Annotated in this window: 17 protein-coding genes and 2 riboswitches; of the genes, 8 read left to right on the top strand and 9 right to left on the bottom strand. The window is 57.5% G+C overall.

Annotation, left to right across the window (positions count from 1 at the left end):
* Positions 1 to 3: 3 nt before the first annotated feature.
* Entirely contained in the window at positions 4 to 1,434 is a 1,431-nt protein-coding gene (locus ACVIIV_RS15235) for an MATE family efflux transporter (protein WP_456744913.1), read from the top strand.
* 473 nt (positions 1,435 to 1,907) lie between these two features.
* On the opposite strand, the gene ACVIIV_RS15240 is transcribed toward ACVIIV_RS15235, so the two are convergent.
* The 4 genes from ACVIIV_RS15240 to ACVIIV_RS15255 form a co-directional block, all read right to left on the bottom strand.
* Positions 1,908 to 3,137: a diaminopropionate ammonia-lyase gene (locus ACVIIV_RS15240; protein WP_456748733.1), complete on the bottom strand. Its 1,230-nt coding sequence runs from the start codon at positions 3,135 to 3,137 to the stop codon at positions 1,908 to 1,910.
* 173 nt (positions 3,138 to 3,310) lie between these two features.
* Positions 3,311 to 4,990 (bottom strand): MFS transporter, encoded by a 1,680-nt coding sequence (locus ACVIIV_RS15245; protein ID WP_456744914.1) that lies wholly within the window; start codon positions 4,988 to 4,990, stop codon positions 3,311 to 3,313.
* Positions 4,991 to 5,786: 796 nt separating this feature from the next.
* Positions 5,787 to 6,263 (bottom strand): Lrp/AsnC family transcriptional regulator, encoded by a 477-nt coding sequence (locus tag ACVIIV_RS15250; RefSeq protein WP_456744915.1) that lies wholly within the window; start codon positions 6,261 to 6,263, stop codon positions 5,787 to 5,789.
* A 709-nt stretch (positions 6,264 to 6,972) separates the two neighbouring features.
* Positions 6,973 to 8,220, bottom strand: a complete 1,248-nt coding sequence (locus ACVIIV_RS15255) for a D-amino acid dehydrogenase (protein WP_456744916.1) — start codon at positions 8,218 to 8,220, stop codon at positions 6,973 to 6,975.
* 61 nt (positions 8,221 to 8,281) lie between these two features.
* A riboswitch (glycine riboswitch) is annotated at positions 8,282 to 8,369 on the bottom strand.
* A 3-nt stretch (positions 8,370 to 8,372) separates the two neighbouring features.
* A riboswitch (glycine riboswitch) is annotated at positions 8,373 to 8,472 on the bottom strand.
* 759 nt (positions 8,473 to 9,231) lie between these two features.
* Here ACVIIV_RS15255 and ACVIIV_RS15260 point away from each other — a divergent pair.
* The 6 genes from ACVIIV_RS15260 to ACVIIV_RS15285 all read left to right on the top strand — a co-directional run bounded on the left by ACVIIV_RS15260 (position 9,232) and on the right by ACVIIV_RS15285 (position 14,575).
* A complete protein-coding gene (locus tag ACVIIV_RS15260) occupies positions 9,232 to 10,170 on the top strand; it encodes a D-aminoacyl-tRNA deacylase (protein WP_456744917.1) in 939 nt (312 codons plus the stop codon).
* Positions 10,171 to 10,255: 85 nt separating this feature from the next.
* Complete coding sequence (locus ACVIIV_RS15265; protein WP_456744918.1) at positions 10,256 to 11,479, top strand: M24 family metallopeptidase; 1,224 nt, start codon at positions 10,256 to 10,258, stop codon at positions 11,477 to 11,479.
* 380 nt (positions 11,480 to 11,859) lie between these two features.
* Positions 11,860 to 13,029, top strand: a complete 1,170-nt coding sequence (locus ACVIIV_RS15270) for a M20 aminoacylase family protein (protein ID WP_456744919.1) — start codon at positions 11,860 to 11,862, stop codon at positions 13,027 to 13,029.
* Between the two features lie 148 nt (positions 13,030 to 13,177).
* Complete coding sequence (locus ACVIIV_RS15275; protein ID WP_456744920.1) at positions 13,178 to 13,780, top strand: IS4/Tn5 family transposase DNA-binding protein; 603 nt, start codon at positions 13,178 to 13,180, stop codon at positions 13,778 to 13,780.
* Positions 13,716 to 14,258 (top strand): hypothetical protein, encoded by a 543-nt coding sequence (locus tag ACVIIV_RS15280; RefSeq protein ID WP_456748930.1) that lies wholly within the window; start codon positions 13,716 to 13,718, stop codon positions 14,256 to 14,258. Before ACVIIV_RS15275 ends, ACVIIV_RS15280 begins: the two co-directional genes overlap by 65 nt.
* A complete protein-coding gene (locus ACVIIV_RS15285; RefSeq protein WP_456744921.1) occupies positions 14,255 to 14,575 on the top strand; it encodes an IS4 family transposase in 321 nt (106 codons plus the stop codon). Before ACVIIV_RS15280 ends, ACVIIV_RS15285 begins: the two co-directional genes overlap by 4 nt.
* A 231-nt stretch (positions 14,576 to 14,806) precedes the next feature.
* On the opposite strand, the gene tnpC is transcribed toward ACVIIV_RS15285, so the two are convergent.
* The 4 genes from tnpC to ACVIIV_RS15305 form a co-directional block, all read right to left on the bottom strand.
* Positions 14,807 to 16,377, bottom strand: a protein-coding gene (tnpC, locus tag ACVIIV_RS15290; protein WP_456748734.1) for an IS66 family transposase whose coding sequence is annotated in 2 segments (ribosomal slippage) — positions 14,807 to 16,119 and positions 16,119 to 16,377 — 1,572 coding nt in all. Because the reading frame shifts where the segments join, the coding sequence is not laid out codon by codon here.
* Between the two features lie 73 nt (positions 16,378 to 16,450).
* Positions 16,451 to 16,609, bottom strand: coding sequence for an IS66 family insertion sequence element accessory protein TnpB (gene tnpB / locus ACVIIV_RS15295; protein ID WP_208068039.1), 159 nt, complete (start codon positions 16,607 to 16,609; stop codon positions 16,451 to 16,453).
* A 10-nt stretch (positions 16,610 to 16,619) separates the two neighbouring features.
* Positions 16,620 to 16,799: an IS66 family insertion sequence element accessory protein TnpB gene (gene tnpB, locus ACVIIV_RS15300; RefSeq protein ID WP_456744922.1), complete on the bottom strand. Its 180-nt coding sequence runs from the start codon at positions 16,797 to 16,799 to the stop codon at positions 16,620 to 16,622.
* Between the two features lie 37 nt (positions 16,800 to 16,836).
* Positions 16,837 to 17,205 carry a transposase gene (locus ACVIIV_RS15305; RefSeq protein ID WP_456744923.1) on the bottom strand — a complete coding sequence of 123 codons (369 nt, stop codon included), beginning with the start codon at positions 17,203 to 17,205 and terminating at the stop codon, positions 16,837 to 16,839.
* 170 nt (positions 17,206 to 17,375) lie between these two features.
* Here ACVIIV_RS15305 and ACVIIV_RS15310 point away from each other — a divergent pair, with 170 nt between their 5' ends.
* The gene (locus ACVIIV_RS15310; RefSeq protein WP_456744924.1) at positions 17,376 to 18,851 is read left to right on the top strand and encodes an IS4 family transposase; all 1,476 of its coding nucleotides are present in this window, start codon (positions 17,376 to 17,378) and stop codon (positions 18,849 to 18,851) included.
* Between the two features lie 75 nt (positions 18,852 to 18,926).
* On the opposite strand, the gene ACVIIV_RS15315 is transcribed toward ACVIIV_RS15310, so the two are convergent.
* Positions 18,927 to 20,114 (bottom strand): glycine C-acetyltransferase, encoded by a 1,188-nt coding sequence (locus ACVIIV_RS15315; protein WP_456744925.1) that lies wholly within the window; start codon positions 20,112 to 20,114, stop codon positions 18,927 to 18,929.
* Positions 20,115 to 20,127 lie beyond the last annotated feature (13 nt).

The following is a 20,127-nucleotide window of genomic DNA, read 5'->3' on the forward strand; positions in this document are numbered from 1 at the left end:
ATCATGGATAAGCGCAGTCCGAAGCTCGTCGTCAAAAGCAATCGCGATGCGATGCTGAAGAAAAACCGGCACATCGATCTATCGGACCAAAATCTCACGAGCCTTCTCCTGCGGCTCGCCATTCCATCTGTTATCGGGTTGTCGATCAACGCATTACAGCAGCTCCTTAACGCGATCTTTGTTGGCTCACTCGGCGCGCAGGCGATTGCAGCTGTCAGCATGACGATGCCGCTCATTGTCGTGCTCGCGGCCGTGGGAGAGGGGATCGGTGTGGGTACTGCCTCCTTCATATCTCGTCATCTTGGTGCTGGTAATGCGTTGGAGGCTGGCCGGGGTGCGAGTACGGCGCTCGCGCTCGCCGCTCCCATCGGTGTGATCATGACCATCGCCCAGCTTGTAACCCTACGGGGCATCTTCGTCGCGCTTGGGGCAAGTCCAACCATCCTGCCCATCGCGCTCGACTACGCCGCGATCCTCTTGCCGGGCTCTACTTTGATGCTTCTAAATATCGTCAGCGGCTTCATCGCAAGAGCTGAAGGCAACACACGATTCAGTATGTGGACGATGCTGACCGCTTTCATATTGAACGCCCTGCTTGACCCCATTTTTATATTCTTACTTGGCCTGGGTGTGCGAGGTGCAGCCCTAGCGACGCTGATATCACAGATCGCCGCTATAAGCCTCTACATCGCGTATTTTACCAAGCGGCTCGGCACTGTGCTTGTCAGCATATCTCAGGTCTCGTTACGAGTAGATCGCATCAGGCAGCTAGCGCTCATTGGGGCGCCGGCAACGACGACGAGTATCTTAGCCGCTCTTGCCGGTATGTTCTTGTACGGAGCTGCTGCGCGGTTCGGTGACGATTTCATCGCGGCGGTGGGAATAGCTGTAAGAATCTTGACAATCGGCGCGCTGCCTATCACCGGATTCTGTATCGGCTCTCAAGCTGTCCTGGGGTTCGGTTGGGGGGCGCGCGACTTTGCTCGTGTAATGAAGGTTGCGAAGTTTATGATCTCTATCACCGTTGCGCTTTCCGTTGCCTATTCCGCAGCCGTTATCGTTTTCGCCCGGCCGTTGGTTAGGTTGTTCAGCGATAGCGATGATGTCACAGAAATTGCCGTCTTGAGCTGCATCGTCTTTCACCTGTTTTTTGGATTCTACGGTATTGAGAGTTTCGTGACGACGATGCTTCAGTCGCTGGGGAGAGCACGCCTTAGCGCGGTGGTCTCCTTCGCCAGGCAGGGGTATCTCTTCATACCGGCGGTACTTCTATTTCCTGTCATATCAGGCTTCAGTGGGGTTTTGGCCAGCCAAGCCATCGCTGAGCTGGGCGCTGGAATGATCGCGCTGTTCGTCATCTTGCGCCAGTTCGCCGAGCTCAGGCGAGGTGGACCGGCACATTCAGCCAGGAATCGAGAGGGCTCCCTGACTTGATTAGGCGTCTCCGGACAAAGCATTCCTCGCGGGCAGCCAGCCGTCATCCGTTCCGAGCTGGTTGCCGAAGTCGTTGCCCTCGTAAGCGGGAACGAGGTTGGCTAGTTCCGCGGGATGATTAAGTATAGAGTTCACGTTGAGTGCGCCGGATCGTCGAAACATTGTTCAGTATAAGAATTCAACTTGGGCACTGTGCCTATCACTGTCCAGGCACGGCCTCGCCTACCTGCACAATCAGAGCGCCGAGCGCCCGTTTCCAAGAGGCTGGGCACGGTGGTCCGAGGAACACGCCCCTCTTGCGGGAATGAATGCGCTGCATCGTGGTCGGGTAGGATAGTCTTCTCCTGGCCGACATCTTCGGAAGACGTTGAACAGGTCCAAATGAGCAGGCTGCGGGCTGCCAATTCGAGACGAAAGAGCAGGCCACGTTTATCGCGGCAAAACCGGTCCGGGCCTGGAGGCGCCCCGGAGGCTCACGACTCCGACGTCTTCTCGTCCCAAGTCGGTACAATATTTCTCCCAGTCACTTGCGCCGGCGTTACACCAACAAGCTCTTCATAGAGACGAGGATCAGTCGCGCCTTCGGTGTTGATCACGAAGACCCGTGCATTCTGTCCAGTTCCGGTCATGGACCGCGATGTCTGGTTGGAGGCAACTTTCAGCAGTCCTGCCAGACCTGCGCCGCCACTTTCCCCAGCAACGACAGCGGGATCGCCATCCACAGGGTTTGCCAAGAGCTTCATGACGCTGATGGCGTCCTCGTCGTCGACCGTCATGAAGGCATCGGCAGCGCGCGAAAGGATTCGCCATGCGACGAGGGACGGATCGTAGCATTCAAGCATCGCCATCACTGTTGGCGCCCCATGCTCCACCTTGACGGGATGGCCAGCTCGAGCGCTTTCAAACAGGCACGCCGCGCGCGAAGGCTCGACAACGGTGAAGAATGGCCTGTTGTCACCAGCCAGAACCCAGAAATGTCCTGCAATTGCAGCAGCGACCCCACCCACGCCGGCTTGAACGAACACGTGGGTCGGAGGCTCGGATAACTGACGCAGCGCTTCGCTCACGAGAGCGGTGTATCCCTGCATAACTATGCCCGGGATACGCTCGTAGCCCGGCCAGGACGTGTCAGATACTGTGATCCACCCCTTATCTGCGGCAACTCGGGACGCTTCGGCGACGGAGTCATCATAGTTGCCGCTGACGCGGATCGTCCGCGCGCCAAAGCGAGCGATAGCCGCGATCCGCTCGTCGCTGACGCCCGAGTGAACGAATATGACGCACTTCGCCCCAACCAGCTGGGCACCATGCGCGACTGATCTGCCGTGATTGCCATCGGTGGCGCACGATACCGTCATCCCCCGCGCTACGGCAATTACTTCGGGCAATTGGAGCTCGGACGCGTCAAGGACCCGGCCGAGCCTCCGACCTGCTTCCTCCAGCACAAGGCGGATCACGGCATAGGAACCACCCAAACCTTTGAAGCTACCAAGCCCGAGCCGATGGCCTTCGTCCTTCAGGTGGATCGAGGCAACGCCGATCTCACGAGCAAGGCCCGGCAGCGATACGAGCGGCGTTGCCTTGTAATCGTCTCGATGCGCAAGGAAGCGCTCTACTCCGCGCGCTCCTTCGACACTGAGCATCTTGGCATCCGAAGCTTCCAGTGGCGCGCGGTAATCGGTGTGCCGGTTGAGAAGCAACATGGTTCGACTCTCTTGCGTCTCTACTGACGCTTTATCAGAAGCCTCATTTACGACAACAACATCCATGCATTCTGCGGCCACTTATGCAAGAGTGGATCGCTCCGGTTTCTGCTGTCGGAGAGCCTGCGCGATGCTCCATCCGCGACATCAAGCTGGGCTATTCCTGACAGTTACTACGTTCGATTCCGGTTATAGTCACCGAGCAAGGCCTCGTTGGCGGTATGGTCGGGTACATCGTCCTTCCACCGAACTGAGCCAAAAGGACGCTCTAGCATGCGCCGGATACGCACGGGCTCCGGACCCACGTGAAAGGACGCAGCTTGACGATCTAGCGCGCGTTCTGAATGCGTCGAGCGATTGCGTTGACGCAGATAATCAAGCCACGTGGGGCAATGGTAGCGTTCTGTCCAAAGTTCAGGATCAGCGATATCGCGAGCAATCGACCAGCCATACGCACCATTCCGCTTTCGGAACAGCTGCACATCTTGCATGACGTTATGAAAGGCCCGCGCATTCTCTTGTGCCACGCGGTATTCGATTTCAATCACAACCGGTCCACTGCGATGGGTTAGCGCTAGCCGCACCTCAGGATGCGCGAGCGCTTCAGCATCCTCGCTTCGCGGGTTTATGCGAGGCATACGGAGCCAAAGCCCCAATAGTGGAGAAATTAACATCAGCACTGCTGATATCAAAAGCGCTGTGTCGACACCGGCGGCATCGGTCAAATGACCCCAGCCCCAGCTACCGACAGCAATGCCTCCCGAGCTTGCTGCTTGGTAGGCTGCGAGCGAGCGTCCTGCGACCCAGCGCGGGGCCGACAGCTGCACGCCAATGTTGAAGAGGGCCCAGGAGATCATCCAGACGGCCCCGGCAAGGACAAGAGCGGCCGATGTTAGAACCAGCTCGTGGCTCAACGCCACTGTCAGAAGCGCCCCACTCATTGACAGTGCGCAGGCGCGAATTGCGGCTTCACCGCTCAGGCGTTTTCGTACTTCGGGTACATATAGCGCTCCAATTACCGCGCCAAGTCCGAACGCGCTGAGAGCTATCCCATAGATCCGAGCACCGCCTCCAAGGAGATCACGGGCGACAAGCGGCATTAGCGCGATGATGGCGCCTCCGATCACGCCGGTGATCATGGAACGAATCAGCACGATTTTGATCGGGGGTGAGTTAGCGATGTAGCGGAGCCCCGAAACGATGGCGCGGTTTAGTTTTTCGGGCGGAAGATATGACGGTTCGGAAATTCGCTTCCACAAGAACAGTGCAACAAGCAATGGCAGATATAGCAATGCATTTAGGGCAAACGAAGCGACTGCGCCGGCTGCCGCAACTACCATGCCGCCGATCGCCGGTCCCACGCTGCGCGCGATGTTGTAGCTGATACTGTTCAGCGCGACTGCAGCTGGAAGTGCTTCCGCCGGCACTTGCTCGCTAACTGAGGATTGCCAGGCAGGATCCATCAGAGCCACACCGCTCCCGATTACAAAACACAGGATCAGCAACGAGTCTGGCGTGACCATCCCTAACCAGGTAAGTGCCGTCAGCGCGGTCGCACCAGCTAGCGACATGCCGAGCGCGACAAGCATCACGATCCGCCGGTCATACATATCCGCAATTGCGCCTGCGGGCATCGAAATCAGCATAACCGGTAGCAAAAGCGCAGTCTGAACGAGCGCAACTTTATCCGCCGACGTTGTCATCTGTGTCATTGCCCACGCTGCGCCGACGCTCCGGATCAGGGCGCCCAGGTTGGTAAGCAGACTGGCGAGCCAGATGCGCCGAAAGGTGAGGTGGCGGAAGGGCGCTGTGATACCTTCAGTGTTAATTGTTCGAGGCTTGAGAGGAGTCATCTAGCTTGCTGCCTTACCCCGAATAATGAGGATGAAGAGGCGCTGGTGGCAAACGGGAGGTCCGGCGTCATTCGACTTGCGCTGCTTAGATGTAAGAGAAACCTCAAAATAGTCGGCTTCACGCCAAGGGTTCCGCCTCGCACTATCCCGATCCTGACTAGTAAACCTTGCTCTTACCCGCAAGTGCGCGCTTTCTCGACACAGGTCATTCCGTAGTCACTCCCTGCGAGATGCCGCCGGCAAAGGCCAGATGCCACTCAACTCAGCCAGAAGCCTTATCCTTTCGGCGCCTTGTATTGATTCCAAAAGTTGATTTCCTCGTGACAGACGCCGCCCAGCATCCGCGGCGCCTTGGCGCGCAACTGAATCGCAGCCGATCTTCTTAGATCTGCCCAAAGGTCAGCCGCGATGTGAACGCATATAGGTGAGGCCATACTCTGAAGCGGTCTGAATATTTAATCGCGCGTAGCCGCTTAGAGCACAAAATCGAAGGAAACTTGCAGCGTTTTACTCGCACTGCGCGACGAAAAAGGGCGCTAGCGACGCGTGCTGGCCAAGCCGACATCTCTCGTTGGTGAGCGTTTGCAAGTTCATCGGACCGAGTCATCCAGCTCGCTCGCGCCGCGAAGCGCCCACGATGAGCGGTTGGTGTTGGTAGCCTGGAGGTGACGCCACTCAGTCGAAAGTTGCGCGCGCCAATGCGAAGACCTGCGCTCGTTTCGTAACCGGTATCGCTACACCTTGCCCAACTTAGTGATGGAGCAGGTAGGCCGGGTCTGGTGGTGAGACACTCTCTTCAATCCTCGGATGGAGGCTCAATTGGAATAGCGAATCCGGCTTTTACCCGGTCCATGACCACCATGGTCTTGAAGCCCTTGATATCGGGGTTCTCACGGAAAAATCGCCGCGTGAACTGCTCATAGTCGTCCATGGTGCGTGCGGTTATGTATAGGACAAAGTCAGCATCGCCTGTAACGTAAAACCCATTGACGACTTCAACGGATGATTTGATCGCCTTTTTGAATCTGTCGATTATGTCCGAGCGCTCCCGCTCCAATGTCACCAGCACAAGCATCTGAATAGGCCTTCCGACCGCCTTGGCCGAAACGATCGAAACGTCCGACTCGATAATGCCGTCCGAGCGAAGCCTCTTTAGCCTGCGTTGACAGGCGGTAGCGGAAAGCCCGGCCAGTTCGCCAATCGTCTCGGATGTGAGACGGTTATTCTTTTGCACGATCTCCAGGATGTGAGCGTCGATTCGGTCGTACCTCATAACAGGCTCCAGGCTAAAGAGGAAATTCTGCAAGAGTTTGCGTACTTTCGCAGAAAAACATCTCAGATCAGGCAAATCTCGTCGAAAAACACCTTTTGTGACATCAGTATCGTCGATTCAGCGGCAATTACAAGAAATATACTGCATGGCTTGCAAAATGCCCTTCGAAACGCCCTTCGTCCCGTGGCACAGGCGTTACGAAGGTGAGCGTCAGCTGGGCGAACAGCAATTGGCGTCGCTCCGCAGCGGTTGCGAGTCGACAAGATGTTGAGCTTGGCGATGCATCTCTGTGTCTGAGACGAAGAGTCGTTCGATCGGGTGGTTTTACGCTCGGGTGAGCGGCGCGGAACGGCTTTGGTGGGCCTGATTCGGGGCCGCCGCAAAGCTGGCGACCTGCCCTTAAATGCGACGGCACTTCACTATGTGTGCGGCGTGCGCCTTGCAAAGAAACGACAACGCTCATGCAGCCCCACTTGGTCGGCGTCAACTCGTTGCAACAACTCAGTCATACCAAGGCTTTCGGAGGCAACGGTGCCAAGTGGTTCACAGGGGCGCTTACCTGAATAATGAATTGCGGGAAGCAAGTCGCCCGACCGTGAGGCTCGCATCACCCTTCGAGAGCGACTTCAAAATCCGCTTCGGTACTGTCAATCGACATGCTCCCGCCGCGATATCGGCGGGAGCATGGACCAGGACCCATTCAACAGGATCAGGACACGGATGCGCTCAGCCGAGTGTTGCTGCCGTCTGTCGTAATGACATCAGCGATCATTTCAGCTGTGACAGCGGATAATGTCCAGCCGAGATGACCATGGCCTGTGTTGTAGAAAACATTCGGGCGTTTGCCGCGGCCAACCGTTGGCATCATGCTAGGTGTCATAGGACGCAAGCCCGCCCATGGCACCACCTGCGCGGTCGACACATCCGGAAACGATCGCTCTACCCAGCGCACCAAGGGCTTAATTCGGTCCCAGCGGATGTCGCGGTTTTCGCCATTAAACTCGGCGGTCCCCGCGACCCGGAAGCGATCTTCTCCTAACCGGCTGGTCACGATCTTGGTGGCCTCGTCCAGCAGGCTGACACGAGGCGCAGCCTTTTGGCTCGTTTCGTCTCCCAGCTCTACCGTGATGGAGTAGCCCTTGACGGGATAAATGTTGATGTTGTCCCCCAGCATTGAAGCAATGCGGCGGCTGCCGACCCCCGCGCAAACCACTGCGCGTTCGGCATTGAGTTCTTCCTTCAGCGAACCTCGTTTCCAGTGTACGACCACACCGTCTCGGTCGGACCGCATGCCGCAGATCTCTGCATCAAAGACGAAGCGTACGCCCCCTCGCTCGCAAGCCGCAGCGAGGCCGCGCGTGAACTTGTGAATGTCGCCGGTTGAGTCAGACGGGGTAAAGAAGCCACCATAATACTGATCGCGCAGAGCTGGCTCTATTGTAAGCATCTCAGAAGGCGTCACAGGACGGCGATCCAATCCGCCCTTGAGCAGCAACTGATTCACGCGAGAGGCCGCATCGAAATCGGGTTTGCTCGAATAAACGTGCAAGATTCCTCGCCGTTCCAAGTCGAAATCGATGCTCTCCCGATCGGCTAGCTCAAAAAGATGCTTGCGAGCGGCTATCGCTAGCTTCGTCGTTTCGATCGTGTTGTGGCGGTAGTTTCGAATCTGGCTTACGAACTCTGCCAGCCAAGTATATTTGTGAAAACTGGGGCTTGGGTTCAGCAACAATGGTGCGTCTTTGCGCAGCATCCACCTCAAGCCTTTTACGATCGTTGCGACATTATTCCAAACCTCGGCATTACTTGCCGATAATTGGCCGCCGTTCGCAAACGAAGTGTCCATCGCCGGATAGCGCTGGCGATCAAAGACTGTAACCGAATAGCCGCGGCGGGCCAGGGCATAGGCAGTTGTAACTCCGGTGACGCCGGACCCGATTATGATGATCGTGCTCATCGTATGCTCCAGGACAAGATTGAACGAACGGTGAATGGCGTCGCCATGTCTCCGTCCCCAAATCTGTCCGTGCACCTGAGAGCTTTGTCCGCAATCCTCGTGGATCACGGTCCCCTTCGGTGGGTGCTGACCGGCACCTCTCTCCAGATCGTCCTCGGTGTGCGGTCCTGGGCCTGAGAGTTTCCTTGGGGAGTTGCTCCGTCGGCGGTGATACGCCTTTGCAGGCTTATCGCGCTCTCCCGCACACCATCATCAGACACGATAACACTCTCAGACGTACTCACTACCTGTCAAGCCGTGATGAATCGTCGGATCCCAAAATCGGCGGCGTAAGCGACAACTCGATGTTTGCCTAGCCTCCCCACCCAAATTAGCAGGTGGTTTGTTGCCTAGTACTATGCTGATCTCGCCTTTTGATAATTGCATCCGCTGGATGTTCCAGTGGTTTCCAGCGAGCTATCGGCGGCTACCGCAGAAATACTGCGTGATTCTCAAAAGAACGCGCAATGTTTGCGTGGCGACGCTCTAATAAGTCTGCGGTGGTGTAGGACCCTACAAAGCTGTGCCTGGCATGCATCTCTTTCAAAGTCGAGCCGAAATGGAGGCCTGCACGCCTGAGTCGGTCGCTCCGCTCGATGAGGGGCTCTTCGCGGCTCTCGCGTCGACGTCTCTGGCATATGACGGCAGGATTCGCTCTTGCTCGACACGCAACCGGGTGAAGTTCGCTGCTGGTTCGGCGATCCGCTGCCTCGATTTCCAATTCGCGCGATTTCCGGTCGCTACTCCGCCAAGCAGGATAGCCGATAATGGGACTCAGTTCGCGAGTGGCGCCATTGTGACGCTATTCGGGCTTGGGTTAATCGCCTCCCACGCGCACGCTCTCGCGCTGCAAGATCGGATTTCCGTTCACAGAGCATGGTGGTTTCCGAGAAAGTCGAAAAGACGACGGCGCCAAGTTCAGGATAGGCGTACTACGCTCTCGATCTGCCTTGGACTTGGCGGAGGATCGCGATGAGAAATGCCGTTTTTGTCTTCTGCGTCGATCGAGAAAAGGACCCGGTCGCGGGGCGCGTTCTGGATGCTCTCAAGGCGGAATGCGCTCTTGTTGCAACGAGTTTCGAAGTCGATGGGCACTCCGTCCTCGAAGTCGCTGGCTTGCATGACGCCAGAATTTCGATCGTGGCCACGAACGAGGTCGTAAGTAACGACTATGCGCGCTACGCGCCAATCTTGAATGAACGCTTCGGTGACGCTGACGTTATTGGCATCGTGAATTGGCACGAGGGCGCCAATGCGCCAAACGCAATCTTCTCGGTTCAAACGACCGGCGATCTGGCCACGGGGACCTTCAGCACGGTCGACCCTCGGATTACGCGGGGGCTTCTTCTGGCCATCGAAGCCGAGCGGGTCACTTCCGGTCTTGACTCCTTTCGTACTTACCTGGAAGCGACTCATTGGTCGGGCGTCAAGGCCGGTGATGCTGGTACCCGTCTCGCTGACCTGCGGCCGTCGGCTGTCGATGTCGAGATCGGAAGCTCGCCCGAAGATTGGGCAAACCCTCTTGCGGCCCGAGTGCTGGCGCGATCGCTGCTGCGAATTTTCGATCGCATTGAGGAACCGGTACACTCCGTGCTCTGCATCGGAGGCGTTCACTTCGAGCCGAGCTTTACGAACCCGGTATTGCAGTCGCGCGATCGACCCCCGATCGCAGCAAGTCACGTCCTACCAAACCATTGGCTCGTGTCGGATGGCTATGACCAGGAAAGGCGTTTGGTCGACCTGAGAGCTTGCGTGGAGTCGATTGTAGGCGGGATTCAAAGCATCGTGTACCACGATAAGCTAAAAGCGCCTTTCAAGGGGGTTGCTCGCCTCCTCGCAGAGGAGCTCGGTGTTCCGATGCTTTCGCATAAAAAAATGCGCGCGGCTCTTCCGAAGGATATTGTCGAATGAGCGCGCGAAGGCGGCCATCTGCTGTCGAACTGGCATCTAAATTGTCGGTCGTCCTGCAATTGACGTGTTTCTCTGGAGAAGAGCGATGAACGGCTTGGGGATGGGCTCGATTAGGACCATTCAGTACGATCCGTTTCCCCGGATCGAATACGAGGGCCGCGTCGAGCGCGCGCGGCGTTTGATGAAAGAGCATGCCATTGACGCGCTTCTGGCGACGTCCGAACACAATTTGCGGTATTTCATTGGTGAGCCTAGCACGACCCCGCAGCAGACGACCCGGCCGCGATTTCTTCTCATTCTTTCGTCAGCTGACCCCGTTGCCGTCGTCCCAGAGGGAATCGACCAGTTTTATAAAGAAACGACCTGGGTAAAAGATTGCCGGAGCTGGCCTAGCCCAAATCCGAAAGATGAGGGTGTGTCCGCCCTTGCACGAGCGGTGCGTGAATTACTGCCGGAGCACGCTAGGATCGGCGTAGAGCTTGGCGCGGAGAGTAGGCTTGGCTTCCCCGCGGGAGATTTCTTGCGTGTAGCCGACGCGATCAAGCCTCGAACGTTCGTCGACGCATCGGATCCGATTTTCACGCCCCTGCGAATGGTCAAGTCTCCGCTAGAGATCGACAGAATTCGAACTGTATGCAGGCTTGTTTCGGAATCATTCGAAAATTTAGCATCAAAACTGCGTCTGGGTATGACGGAACGCGAGGCCTGTCGCCAGTTCGAATTCGAATGTTTCAGTCGCGGTGTCGAGAAGACAAGCAAGATAGTGGGTGTTTCTGGGCGCGGGGGATATACGCGTCCTTACGGTGTTCCGACCGACAAATTTCTGTCGGATGGAGACGTGCTGTTTATTGATGCCGGCTGCCTGTTCGACTTTTATTGGAGCGATTTCGATCGACACTTTGCTTTCGGTGCACCTGATCCGCACACCCGGGATGCCTATCAGGTCGTTTGGGATGCCACAGAAGCGGGAATTGCCGCCGCTAAACCTGGCATTCCAATCTGTGATGTCTGGAGCGCAATGTCAGCCGTACTAAATGGCTCAAACAATCGCGGTAAAGCCACCAACATCGGCCGAATGGGACACTCCATGGGCTTATGGATGCCGGAGTTACCGTCGGTCCAACCGGACGACAAGACAATACTAAAGCCAGGCATGATCATTAATATTGAACCGAGCACCTCCTATCCCTCATATTTCGACGGATCACCCAAGCTGATGCTGCATGAAGAGGTGGTTGTAGTGACCGAAACTGGCTCGCAGTTGCTCACTTCTCGTGCTCCGCGAAAAATGCCGGTGGTGGCCATATAATAAAAAGACGGAACGTTGCAGAAAGGAAAAGCATGCCGAGCTCTCGCCGTAAGCCGGAAGCGGCCATGACGTCTCATTGGCGTTTCATGCCTGTGTCTCAATGGCCGCACGATAGTGTGGGATATCAGCAATCCGGTATAAGAGGCTATGGCAAATTGGAGAGCAGAGTGCAGAGGCCAACACGGTGTGCGCCCAATAGATGCGACGTCCTGCCATGACGTCTCTACATTTTGCTTATAGCGTACTCCATTGCAAAAAAAGTCAGAATGCGAGCGACTGCAGTAAAAATTGCGCGGGGCCGCTTCACGCGTGCGCACCGAGACTCCGCCGCACGCTCGAGCGGTGCTGTATCGTAATTGATTCGGATTTTAAGGTCTGACATGCATAGTGTTGATCAGTTTCGTGATTTGCAGGGAGAGGTAACCGCGTGGCGTCGCTATCTTCACGAAAATCCCGAGCTCGACTTTCAGGTACACAATACGGCGAGGTTCGTCGCCGAGAAGCTCGCCTCGTTCGGTATCAATCACATCGAAACGGGGATAGCTGAAACTGGCATCGTCGCATTGATTCAAGGGAAGGGTGGAGACGGTCCCACCATTGGGTTGAGGGCCGACATGGATGCGCTGCCGATCCTTGAGGCCTCAAACAGGCCGTGGTCCTCGAAAGTGCCGGGCAAAATGCACGCATGCGGGCATGATGGTCATACGGCCATGTTGTTGGGCGCTGCGAAATATCTTGCCAAAACGCGCAATTTCAAAGGCTGCGTCGCGTTGATTTTTCAGCCGGCAGAAGAAGTGGAGCTTCCCTCCGGCGGCCTAAAAATGGTCCAGGAAGGAATCATGGACCGTTTCAGCATCTCCAAAGTCTTTGGGATGCACAACGCTCCGGGCACCGAGATAGGCAAGTTCAGCATTTGCGATGGACCGATCATGGCCTCGCAGGACGATTTCGACATTGTCGTTAAGGGGAGAGGTGGCCATGCGGCCAAGCCACATGAAACTATCGATCCAGTCGTGATTGCGGCACAGATCATCGTCGGCTTGCAAACTCTGGTCTCGCGCAACACGAATCCGATCAACTCGCTCGTCATCTCAGTGACCAAGTTGAATGCCGCCAACGCCTACAACGTCATTGCCGATCACGTCGAAATGGCCGGCACCGTCAGAACTCATGTTCCGGAGCTGCGAGACTTTGCCGAACGCCAGATCATGACGGCAGCCCAGGGCATCGCGCGCGGATTTGGCGCGGATATCGAGTTCAAATACCGTCGATCGGTTCCGGTGACCTTCAACCACACCGAGGAGACCAATCTGGCGATCAGGGCGGCACGCAGTCTAGTCGGGGCCGCTTCTGTGGACGAGAACATCAAACCGCGTATGGGGGCCGAGGACTTTGCCTACATGCTGGAGGCGCGGCCGGGAGCTATGATTTTCATTGGAAACGGGCCGACCGCCGGTGTGCATAACCCGGCATACGATTTCAACGATGAAGCGTTACCTTATGGCATCGGCTATTGGGTTAACTTGGTTGAGGCGTCGTTGGCTATCTAAATCGCTCGGTTTGAACTCAATGCTTGTCGCCAGCTGCACGCCAGGCGAACGTCAGGTTCACGACTGCCAAAAATGCGGTTGCACCGGCTCGATGAACGTATTCGTCCGGTGAAGCTTTCAATTACCCATAACTTTGACCACTCGGACGTTGGAGGGTGAATGTTGGATTGATCGAGAGAGTAGTGGATGCGAGTTTAGGGACGCGCGGCTCGGCGGCAGATTCCGCAAACTGCTCACGCAGATTGGAAGCGCCATGGGACAAAGCATTCCGCTCGTCTGCCAGGATTGGGCGAGTACCAAGGCATCCTACCGCTTCTTCTCTAACGACCGGGTCAGCGAGGCGGACATTCTGGCCGGCCATTTCCAATCGACACGTGATTGTGCCACCGCCACTGAAGGTCTCGTTCTTGTGCTGCACGATACAGCCGAGTTCAGCTATCAACGCGAGAAGTCAGAAGCGATCGGCATCACCAAGAGCATAAACAGTGGACGGGATAAGGCAGGTCGCCTCAGATCGCACACGGTTTGCGGCATCCTGATGCATTCGAGCCTCGCGGTTACAATCGAGGGGGTGCCGCTGGGGTTGGCGGCCGTTAAGTTCTGGACCCGGAAGAAATTCAAGGGGCCGCAGCGCTTAAAAAGAAGATCAATCCGACCCGCATCGAAAAAAGGAAGGCATCCGGTGGTTGGAAAATCTCAAGCAGTCTACGCAACTCTTGGGTCATCCGGGACGATGCATCCATATTGGTGATCGCGAGAATGACATCTACGAGCTTTTCTGCGCAGCACAGGAGATCGGAACTCATTTCCTGATCAGGACTTGCGTTGATCGCTTGGCTGGAGATGGGCATCACACGATCGCCGACAAAATGGACGAGGTCGCCGTCAAAGGGCTCCATCGCATCGAAGTCAGAGATAGTAACGGCGATCCCGACCAGGCCGTTCTTGAACTCAGGTATCGCAAGAGTCGCGTCCTGCCGCCGATCGGAAAGCAGAAGCGCTATCCCGCTCTGACCCTGACGGTGATCCATAACGAAGAGCGCGGGACGCCGAAAAACAGAAAGAAGATCGATTGGAAGCTGATCACCGACCTGCCTGTTGGTTCCCGCACCGACGCCATTGAGAAGCTGGAATGGTATGCTTTGAGATCGAAAATCGAGGTGTTCCACAAGATCCTCGAATCGGCAGCAAAGCTGACGAGTCGAAGCGCACGACCGCCCAGCGTTTGACCAATCTGATCTCGCTCTTTTGCATCCTGAGTTGGCGGGTCTTCTGGATGACGATGCTCAACCGTTCCGCCCCAGACGCGCCGCCAACCCTCGCGTTGACTGCGCCTGAAATCGGCGTGCTCGATTGCCTCGTCAACGACAAATCAAAAGCAAGAAAAACGCTCTCGCACTATCTGATCAAGATCGCCCGGCTCGGCGGTTATCTCGCCCGCGCCAGCGATCCGCGGCCTGGCAATACCGTCATGTGGCGCGGGCTGTCACGCCTCACTGACATCGCGCTCGGCGCTATGGCCGGAGTAGAATTTGTGGGTAATTGAAAGCCGGTGAAGCGGAGGCAGACGCTTACCGATCACCCAAGCGACGCTTTCAGGAACACACCGCTACCACGTAAACAGGTAACAGGGGCCGACTTCTGAATAGCTGAGATGCGGCTCCGCCTTGACGTATTTTGGGCCGTGTCAGCGGAGTGATCTAAGTCTAGGGCGTCGGGTTGATCGTACGCATCCGGCGAAGGCCCCGGCTGGGCCGTTTTGGTGGACTGATCGCACTTAAGCGGCGTGAGCGACGCGTTGGGGCTGCCAATTCCAAGGCAGCAGTTCGTCAATGCGCTTGGCAGGGTGATCCGGTAGGCGCGCCAACACGTCGGCAAGCCAAGCCTGCGGATCGATGTCATTGAGTTTGGCGGTGGCGATGAGGCTGTAGATGGCAGCCGCACGCCGGCCGCCCTCGTCGGAGCCGGCGAAGGTCCAATTTCTTCGCCCCACGTCGACAGCCCGAAGCTCGCGCTCTGCGGCATTGTTCGACATGCAAAGCCGTCCGTCATCAAGGAAGCGGGTAAATGCGTCCCAGCGGCTGAGGCAGTAATTGATCGCTTTGGTCGTGTCGTTGTTCCTGGAGAGTTTGGCGCGCTGCGCGCGCAACCACGCCTCCAGCTCGACGATCAGGGGGCGGTTACGCTCCTGGCGCACACGCAAACGCTCCTGCGCAGTAAAGCCGTTGATCTCGCGCTCGATGGCGAACAGAACATCGATGCGCTTGACCGCCTCGGCCGCGATCGGCGCCTTGCTGAGCCGCGCGAGATCAAAGAACTTGCGTCTGCCGTGCGCCCAGCACGCGGCCTCGATGATCGGGCCACCCTTGCGATTGGCCTCGTAGAGCCTGCCAAAGCCGGCGTAGGCGTCGGCCTGCATCAGTCCGGCATAGCCCGCCAGATGCTGCTCCGGATGCGCACCGCCACGATCGGGCGAGTAGAAGAACACGGCCGCCGGCGGATCTGGGCCAGCAAACGGACGGTCGTCGCGCACGTAAGTCCAGAGCCGGCCGGTCCGGGTCTTGCCCTTGGCCAGGACCAGCACTGTGGTGTCATCCGCGTGGATGCGCTCGGCTGCGAAGACGTGGCTCCGGATCGCATCGACCAGAGGCACCAGGGTTGCCGCGGCGGCACCTACCCAGTCCGCGAGCGTCGATACGTCGAGGTCGGTGCCTTCACGCTGGTAGACGTCGCTCTGACGATGAAGCGGGAGGTGCAGGCCGTACTTGGCGAACAGGACATGGGCCAGCAGCTTGGGCCCTGCGCGCCCGCGCGCAATCGGATGCGAGGGAGCCGGCGGCTGGGTGATTGCTTCGCAGGCCCGGCAGACGAGCTTCTCGCGCACGTGCTGGATCACCTTCCACTGGCGCGGAACGAGCTCCAGCGTCTCGGTCACGTCCTCGCCAATCTTGCGCAATCGGCTGTCGCCGCAGCATGGGCAGGTGGCCGGCACCGGATAGACAATGCGCTCCCGCGGCAAATGCTCCGGCAGCGGCCGGCGGGCTGGATTGCGGCGCTCGAACGATGGCACCGCAATCTTCTCGGCTGCCACTGCGCCGCCGTCTCAGCTTGCGCCGCGTTCTCCTCCAGGTCGGCGAGCTGTAGTTCGAGCTGGTCCAGCAATGCGCCTCGCTCGGAGGACTGTCCGAACTGCTCGTGCCGGAGCTTCTTGATCGTGAGCTTGAGCTTCTCGATCAGCAATGTCCTCGCCTGGGCTTCCGCCTCCGCGGCCAACCGGGCCGCTCGCTCAGCGCGCAGCATCGCCTGCAGCGTGGTCACATCGTCGGGAAGAGAATCATCAGCGCGCATCGCCGACCAGAGAATCACAAGACGCGATCTCTGTCCGAACCGCTGATCCTGACGCCAATTCAAATCCCAGCGATCAGCCAGCCGCCTGCGGTCGCCAAGTATGTTGCGGCATACGCCAGTCGATGCCCTCAAGCAGGTAGCCAAGCTGGGCTGGGGTGATCGTCACCACGCCATCAGCTGACGACGGCCAGAGAAAGCGGCCGCGCTCCAGCCGCTTGGCATAGAGCGACATGCCCAGCCCATCATGCCAAAGGGATCTTGATGAGGTTGCCGCTTTTGCCACGGAACACATAGAGGTCGCCACCGTGCGGGTCTCGCTTGAAGGCTTCCTGCACCAGCAAGCCCAGCGAGTTCATGCCGCGACGCATATCGGTGTGGCCGGTCGCAATCCACACCCGCACGCCCGACGCAATGGGGATCACCGGAGGCGTCCATCTGCCAGCGCCGCCACGGTGACCTTTATCGTCGCCGCGTCGACCGCACCCCTGATCCGCATCCGAGCTCCGGTCGCAAACTCAATCTCGATCGCCCCGCCGCTGCTGGCCGGCGCGGCTGGACAAGGCGTCGCCCCCGATTCCGCGACCACCACCGCCGGTACGAAGCCAGGCTGATGGCGGCATCCTTCGGCTCCGGCCGAAACGAGCGTCGCCATCGCAGCAGCAGTGACCGCGAAACGCCATACCGCCGCGCCGTTGCTGCGACTTGGCGCGGCGCCTGTAAGCTCTCCAGGACGATCTTGAGCTTCTCGTCCTCGGACCAACGCCGCCGCCGGCCTGTGTCAACCACCTCAAGCCGTTCGACTTGGGCACTGCGCCTATCACTGTCCATAAGGACAGTTCTCAACAAAACGCCTCATTCGGCAAGGCGTCCTTCACCGGCTTTCAATTACCCACAATTGCTTGATTCGATTGGGATAGTCCTAATCGAAAAATCTTGAATCGGATGAATCGCTTGTGATTCATTGTCGGGCACCTGAATCGCGACGGCGAGGTGCCTTGATGTGTTCAAGCGGAACGACGTGTCGTTGGTCGGCCGGCCCGGATGATGGTGATGAAAGTGCCGTCGAACATTGGACGGAGCGCGAGATCGACAAGACAGCGTTTAAGGATGCCCGTCTCGGTCAACGATTTAGCGAGCTGTTGAAGCAAATTGGTGACGGCATGGGCGGGAGCATACCGTTCGCGTGCCAGGACTGGGCGAACACGAAAGCGGCCTACCGCTTCTTCGCCAACGATCGCGTGGAGGAAGCCGACATCCTCAGCGGTCACTTCGCCGCCACGCGCGCGCGTTACGATGATTGTAGAGGCCCGATCCTCCTTATTCAGGACACTACGGAATTCTCCTACCAGCGCGCGAACACGAGCGCTATTGGCCTGACAAAGAGCGTCAACAGCGGGCGGGACAAGGACGGCCGTTGGCGCCATCACACGGTCTGCGGAATGCTGATCCATTCCAGTCTCGCCGTGACTGTCGAGGGCCTACCGCTGGGATTGGCGGCGGTGAAGTTCTGGACACGGAAGAAGTTCAAAGGCACGGCGCAGCTCAAGAAGAAGATCAACCCGACCCGCGTTCCGATTGAGAAGAAGGAAAGCGTTCGCTGGCTCGACAATCTCAGGCAGTCGATCGAGCGGCTCGGACAGCCGGCGCGTTGCATTCATATCGGCGACCGCGAAAGCGACATCTACGAATTATATTGCCTGACGCAAGAACTTGGCGCCCACTTCCTTGTCCGCGCCTGTGTCGATCGGCTGGCAGGCGATGGCGGTCATACGATCGCAACCGAGATGGAAGAGACCAGCGTCAAAGGCTTGCATTACATCGACGTGCGCAACGACAAGGGAGAGGCGACGAAGGCCGCGCTGGAAATCAAGTTCAAGCGGATCGTGGTCTTACCTCCCATCGGGAAGCAGAAACGCTATCCGGCCCTCGACCTGACGATAATCCATGCCACCGAGCGCGGTACGCCAAAGGGCCGTAAACCAATTGAGTGGAAGCTCATCACGGACCTAGCCGTCCGCAGTCGCTCCGAAGCAATCGAGAAGATCAACTGGTACGCCATGCGGTGGAAGATCGAGGTATTCCACAAGATCCTGAAATCGGGCTGCAAGGCGGAAGACTCAAAACTCCGGACCGCGGAGCGACTTGCCAATCTAATGGCGGTCTTCTGCATTCTCAGCTGGCGCGTCCTCTGGCTTACCATTCTCAATCGCATCGCCCCGGACGCGCCGCCGAAACTCGCATTGACGAATACCGAGATCGCATTGCTCGATCGACTCATCAGCGGCGCCAGCCATCGACGATGTCGCCATGGAACCCTTGCATTTTATCTCACCAAGCTTGCACGATTGGGTGGCTACCTGGCCAGGGCAAGCGATCCGCCGCCTGGAAATGTTGTCATCTGGCGCGGCCTCTCAAGACTCACAGATATCGAACTTGGCGCCGAAATCGCAACGGCTGGAAATGTGGGGAATTGAAAGCTTCACCGGACGGATACGGTTGATCTCACGAACACTGATCCTTTGAGATCTTCGCAAGGAGCGTGCAGATAGTTAGTTGACCTCCGACTTTGCTGAACGGAACGCAGAAATCACTCTCTCAATGTCGTTCGCGCTGTGAGAGGCACTTACCTGCATGCGAATCCGCGCAGTACCTTCCGGTACCACAGGATATGAGAACGGAACCACGAGAATGTCGTGCGCGCGCAAAAACTCAGCAATCTGAACCGCGACAGCTGCATCTCCGGTCATCACGGGCACAATTGGGTGGTCGTTGCCAAAAATCGGAAATCCAAGATCGCTCAATCCTTGACGTAGCTGACCGGTACGAGCTGAGAGATTTTGCCTGAGGTCGTCTGCTTGTTCCGCCAAATCGATCGCAGCCAATGAGGCCTCACAGATGGCCGGCATTAGTGAGTTCGAAAAGAGGTATGGGCGTGCGCGCTGTCGCAACCAGGAAATGAGTTCACCACGGCCTGAGACGTACCCTCCAGATGCGCCGCCAAGTGCTTTGCCGAGCGTGCCGGTAAGAATATCAATCTGATCTTCCAGCCCGTACCGCGCTGGTGTTCCACGCCCTTGTGGGCCGATAAATCCCACGGCGTGAGAGTCATCGACCATGACCAAGGCGCCGTAACGTTTCGCTAGCTCGCAGATCCCAGGAAGATTCGCGGGGGTGCCATCCATGGAAAACACGCCATCGGTCACGACGAGCACTGCTCGGCAGTGACTTGCGTCGCGTAGAGCCCGCTCTAGTTCGCTCATATCATTGTTGGTATAGCGAAAGCGCTTTGCTTTGCAGAGCCGAATGCCATCTATGATGCTTGCATGATTCAGGCTGTCGCTGATTATCGCATCGTCAACGTCGAGCAGGGCCTCAAATAGTCCGGCGTTCGCGTCGAAGCACGAGCCGAATAGGATCGTGTCTTCCGTCCGAAGGTAGCTGGAAAGCCGGTTTTCAAGCGCTCGATGAACTGAGTGCGTCCCACAAATGAATCGCACGGACGACATTCCAAAACCATGCCGTTCAAGACCTTCATGCGCGGCTCGCACTAAGGCTGGATGATTGGCCAGACCGAGATAATTGTTGGCGCACATGTTCAGGAGTTCGCGCTCGCCAAGTGCACGCAAATGTATATGCGTCGACTGGGGCGAGGTGATCTCTTGCTCGACTTTCAGGAGTTTTCGTGATGATAGCTCATTGAGATTGTCACGAAGTCGCTGGCCAAGTTGCGAACGCATGGTCCATTTCCAA

Source organism: Bradyrhizobium sp. USDA 4354 (assembly GCF_054060315.1).

Bases quoted from the DNA above. Each gene is read 5' to 3' on its own strand.
- ACVIIV_RS15235 (WP_456744913.1), top strand. From the start codon at position 4: ATGGATAAGCGCAGTCCGAAGCTCGTCGTCAAAAGCAATCGCGATGCG.
- ACVIIV_RS15240 (WP_456748733.1), bottom strand. From the start codon at position 3,137: ATGTTGCTTCTCAACCGGCACACCGATTACCGCGCGCCACTGGAAGCT.
- ACVIIV_RS15245 (WP_456744914.1), bottom strand. From the start codon at position 4,990: ATGACTCCTCTCAAGCCTCGAACAATTAACACTGAAGGTATCACAGCG.
- ACVIIV_RS15250 (WP_456744915.1), bottom strand. From the start codon at position 6,263: ATGAGGTACGACCGAATCGACGCTCACATCCTGGAGATCGTGCAAAAG.
- ACVIIV_RS15255 (WP_456744916.1), bottom strand. From the start codon at position 8,220: ATGAGCACGATCATCATAATCGGGTCCGGCGTCACCGGAGTTACAACT.
- ACVIIV_RS15260 (WP_456744917.1), top strand. From the start codon at position 9,232: ATGAGAAATGCCGTTTTTGTCTTCTGCGTCGATCGAGAAAAGGACCCG.
- ACVIIV_RS15265 (WP_456744918.1), top strand. From the start codon at position 10,256: ATGAACGGCTTGGGGATGGGCTCGATTAGGACCATTCAGTACGATCCG.
- ACVIIV_RS15270 (WP_456744919.1), top strand. From the start codon at position 11,860: ATGCATAGTGTTGATCAGTTTCGTGATTTGCAGGGAGAGGTAACCGCG.
- tnpB (WP_208068039.1), bottom strand. From the start codon at position 16,609: ATGTCGCTCTATGCCAAGCGGCTGGAGCGCGGCCGCTTTCTCTGGCCG.
- ACVIIV_RS15305 (WP_456744923.1), bottom strand. From the start codon at position 17,205: ATGGACAGTGATAGGCGCAGTGCCCAAGTCGAACGGCTTGAGGTGGTT.
- ACVIIV_RS15310 (WP_456744924.1), top strand. From the start codon at position 17,376: ATGTGTTCAAGCGGAACGACGTGTCGTTGGTCGGCCGGCCCGGATGAT.
- ACVIIV_RS15315 (WP_456744925.1), bottom strand. From the start codon at position 20,114: ATGCGTTCGCAACTTGGCCAGCGACTTCGTGACAATCTCAATGAGCTA.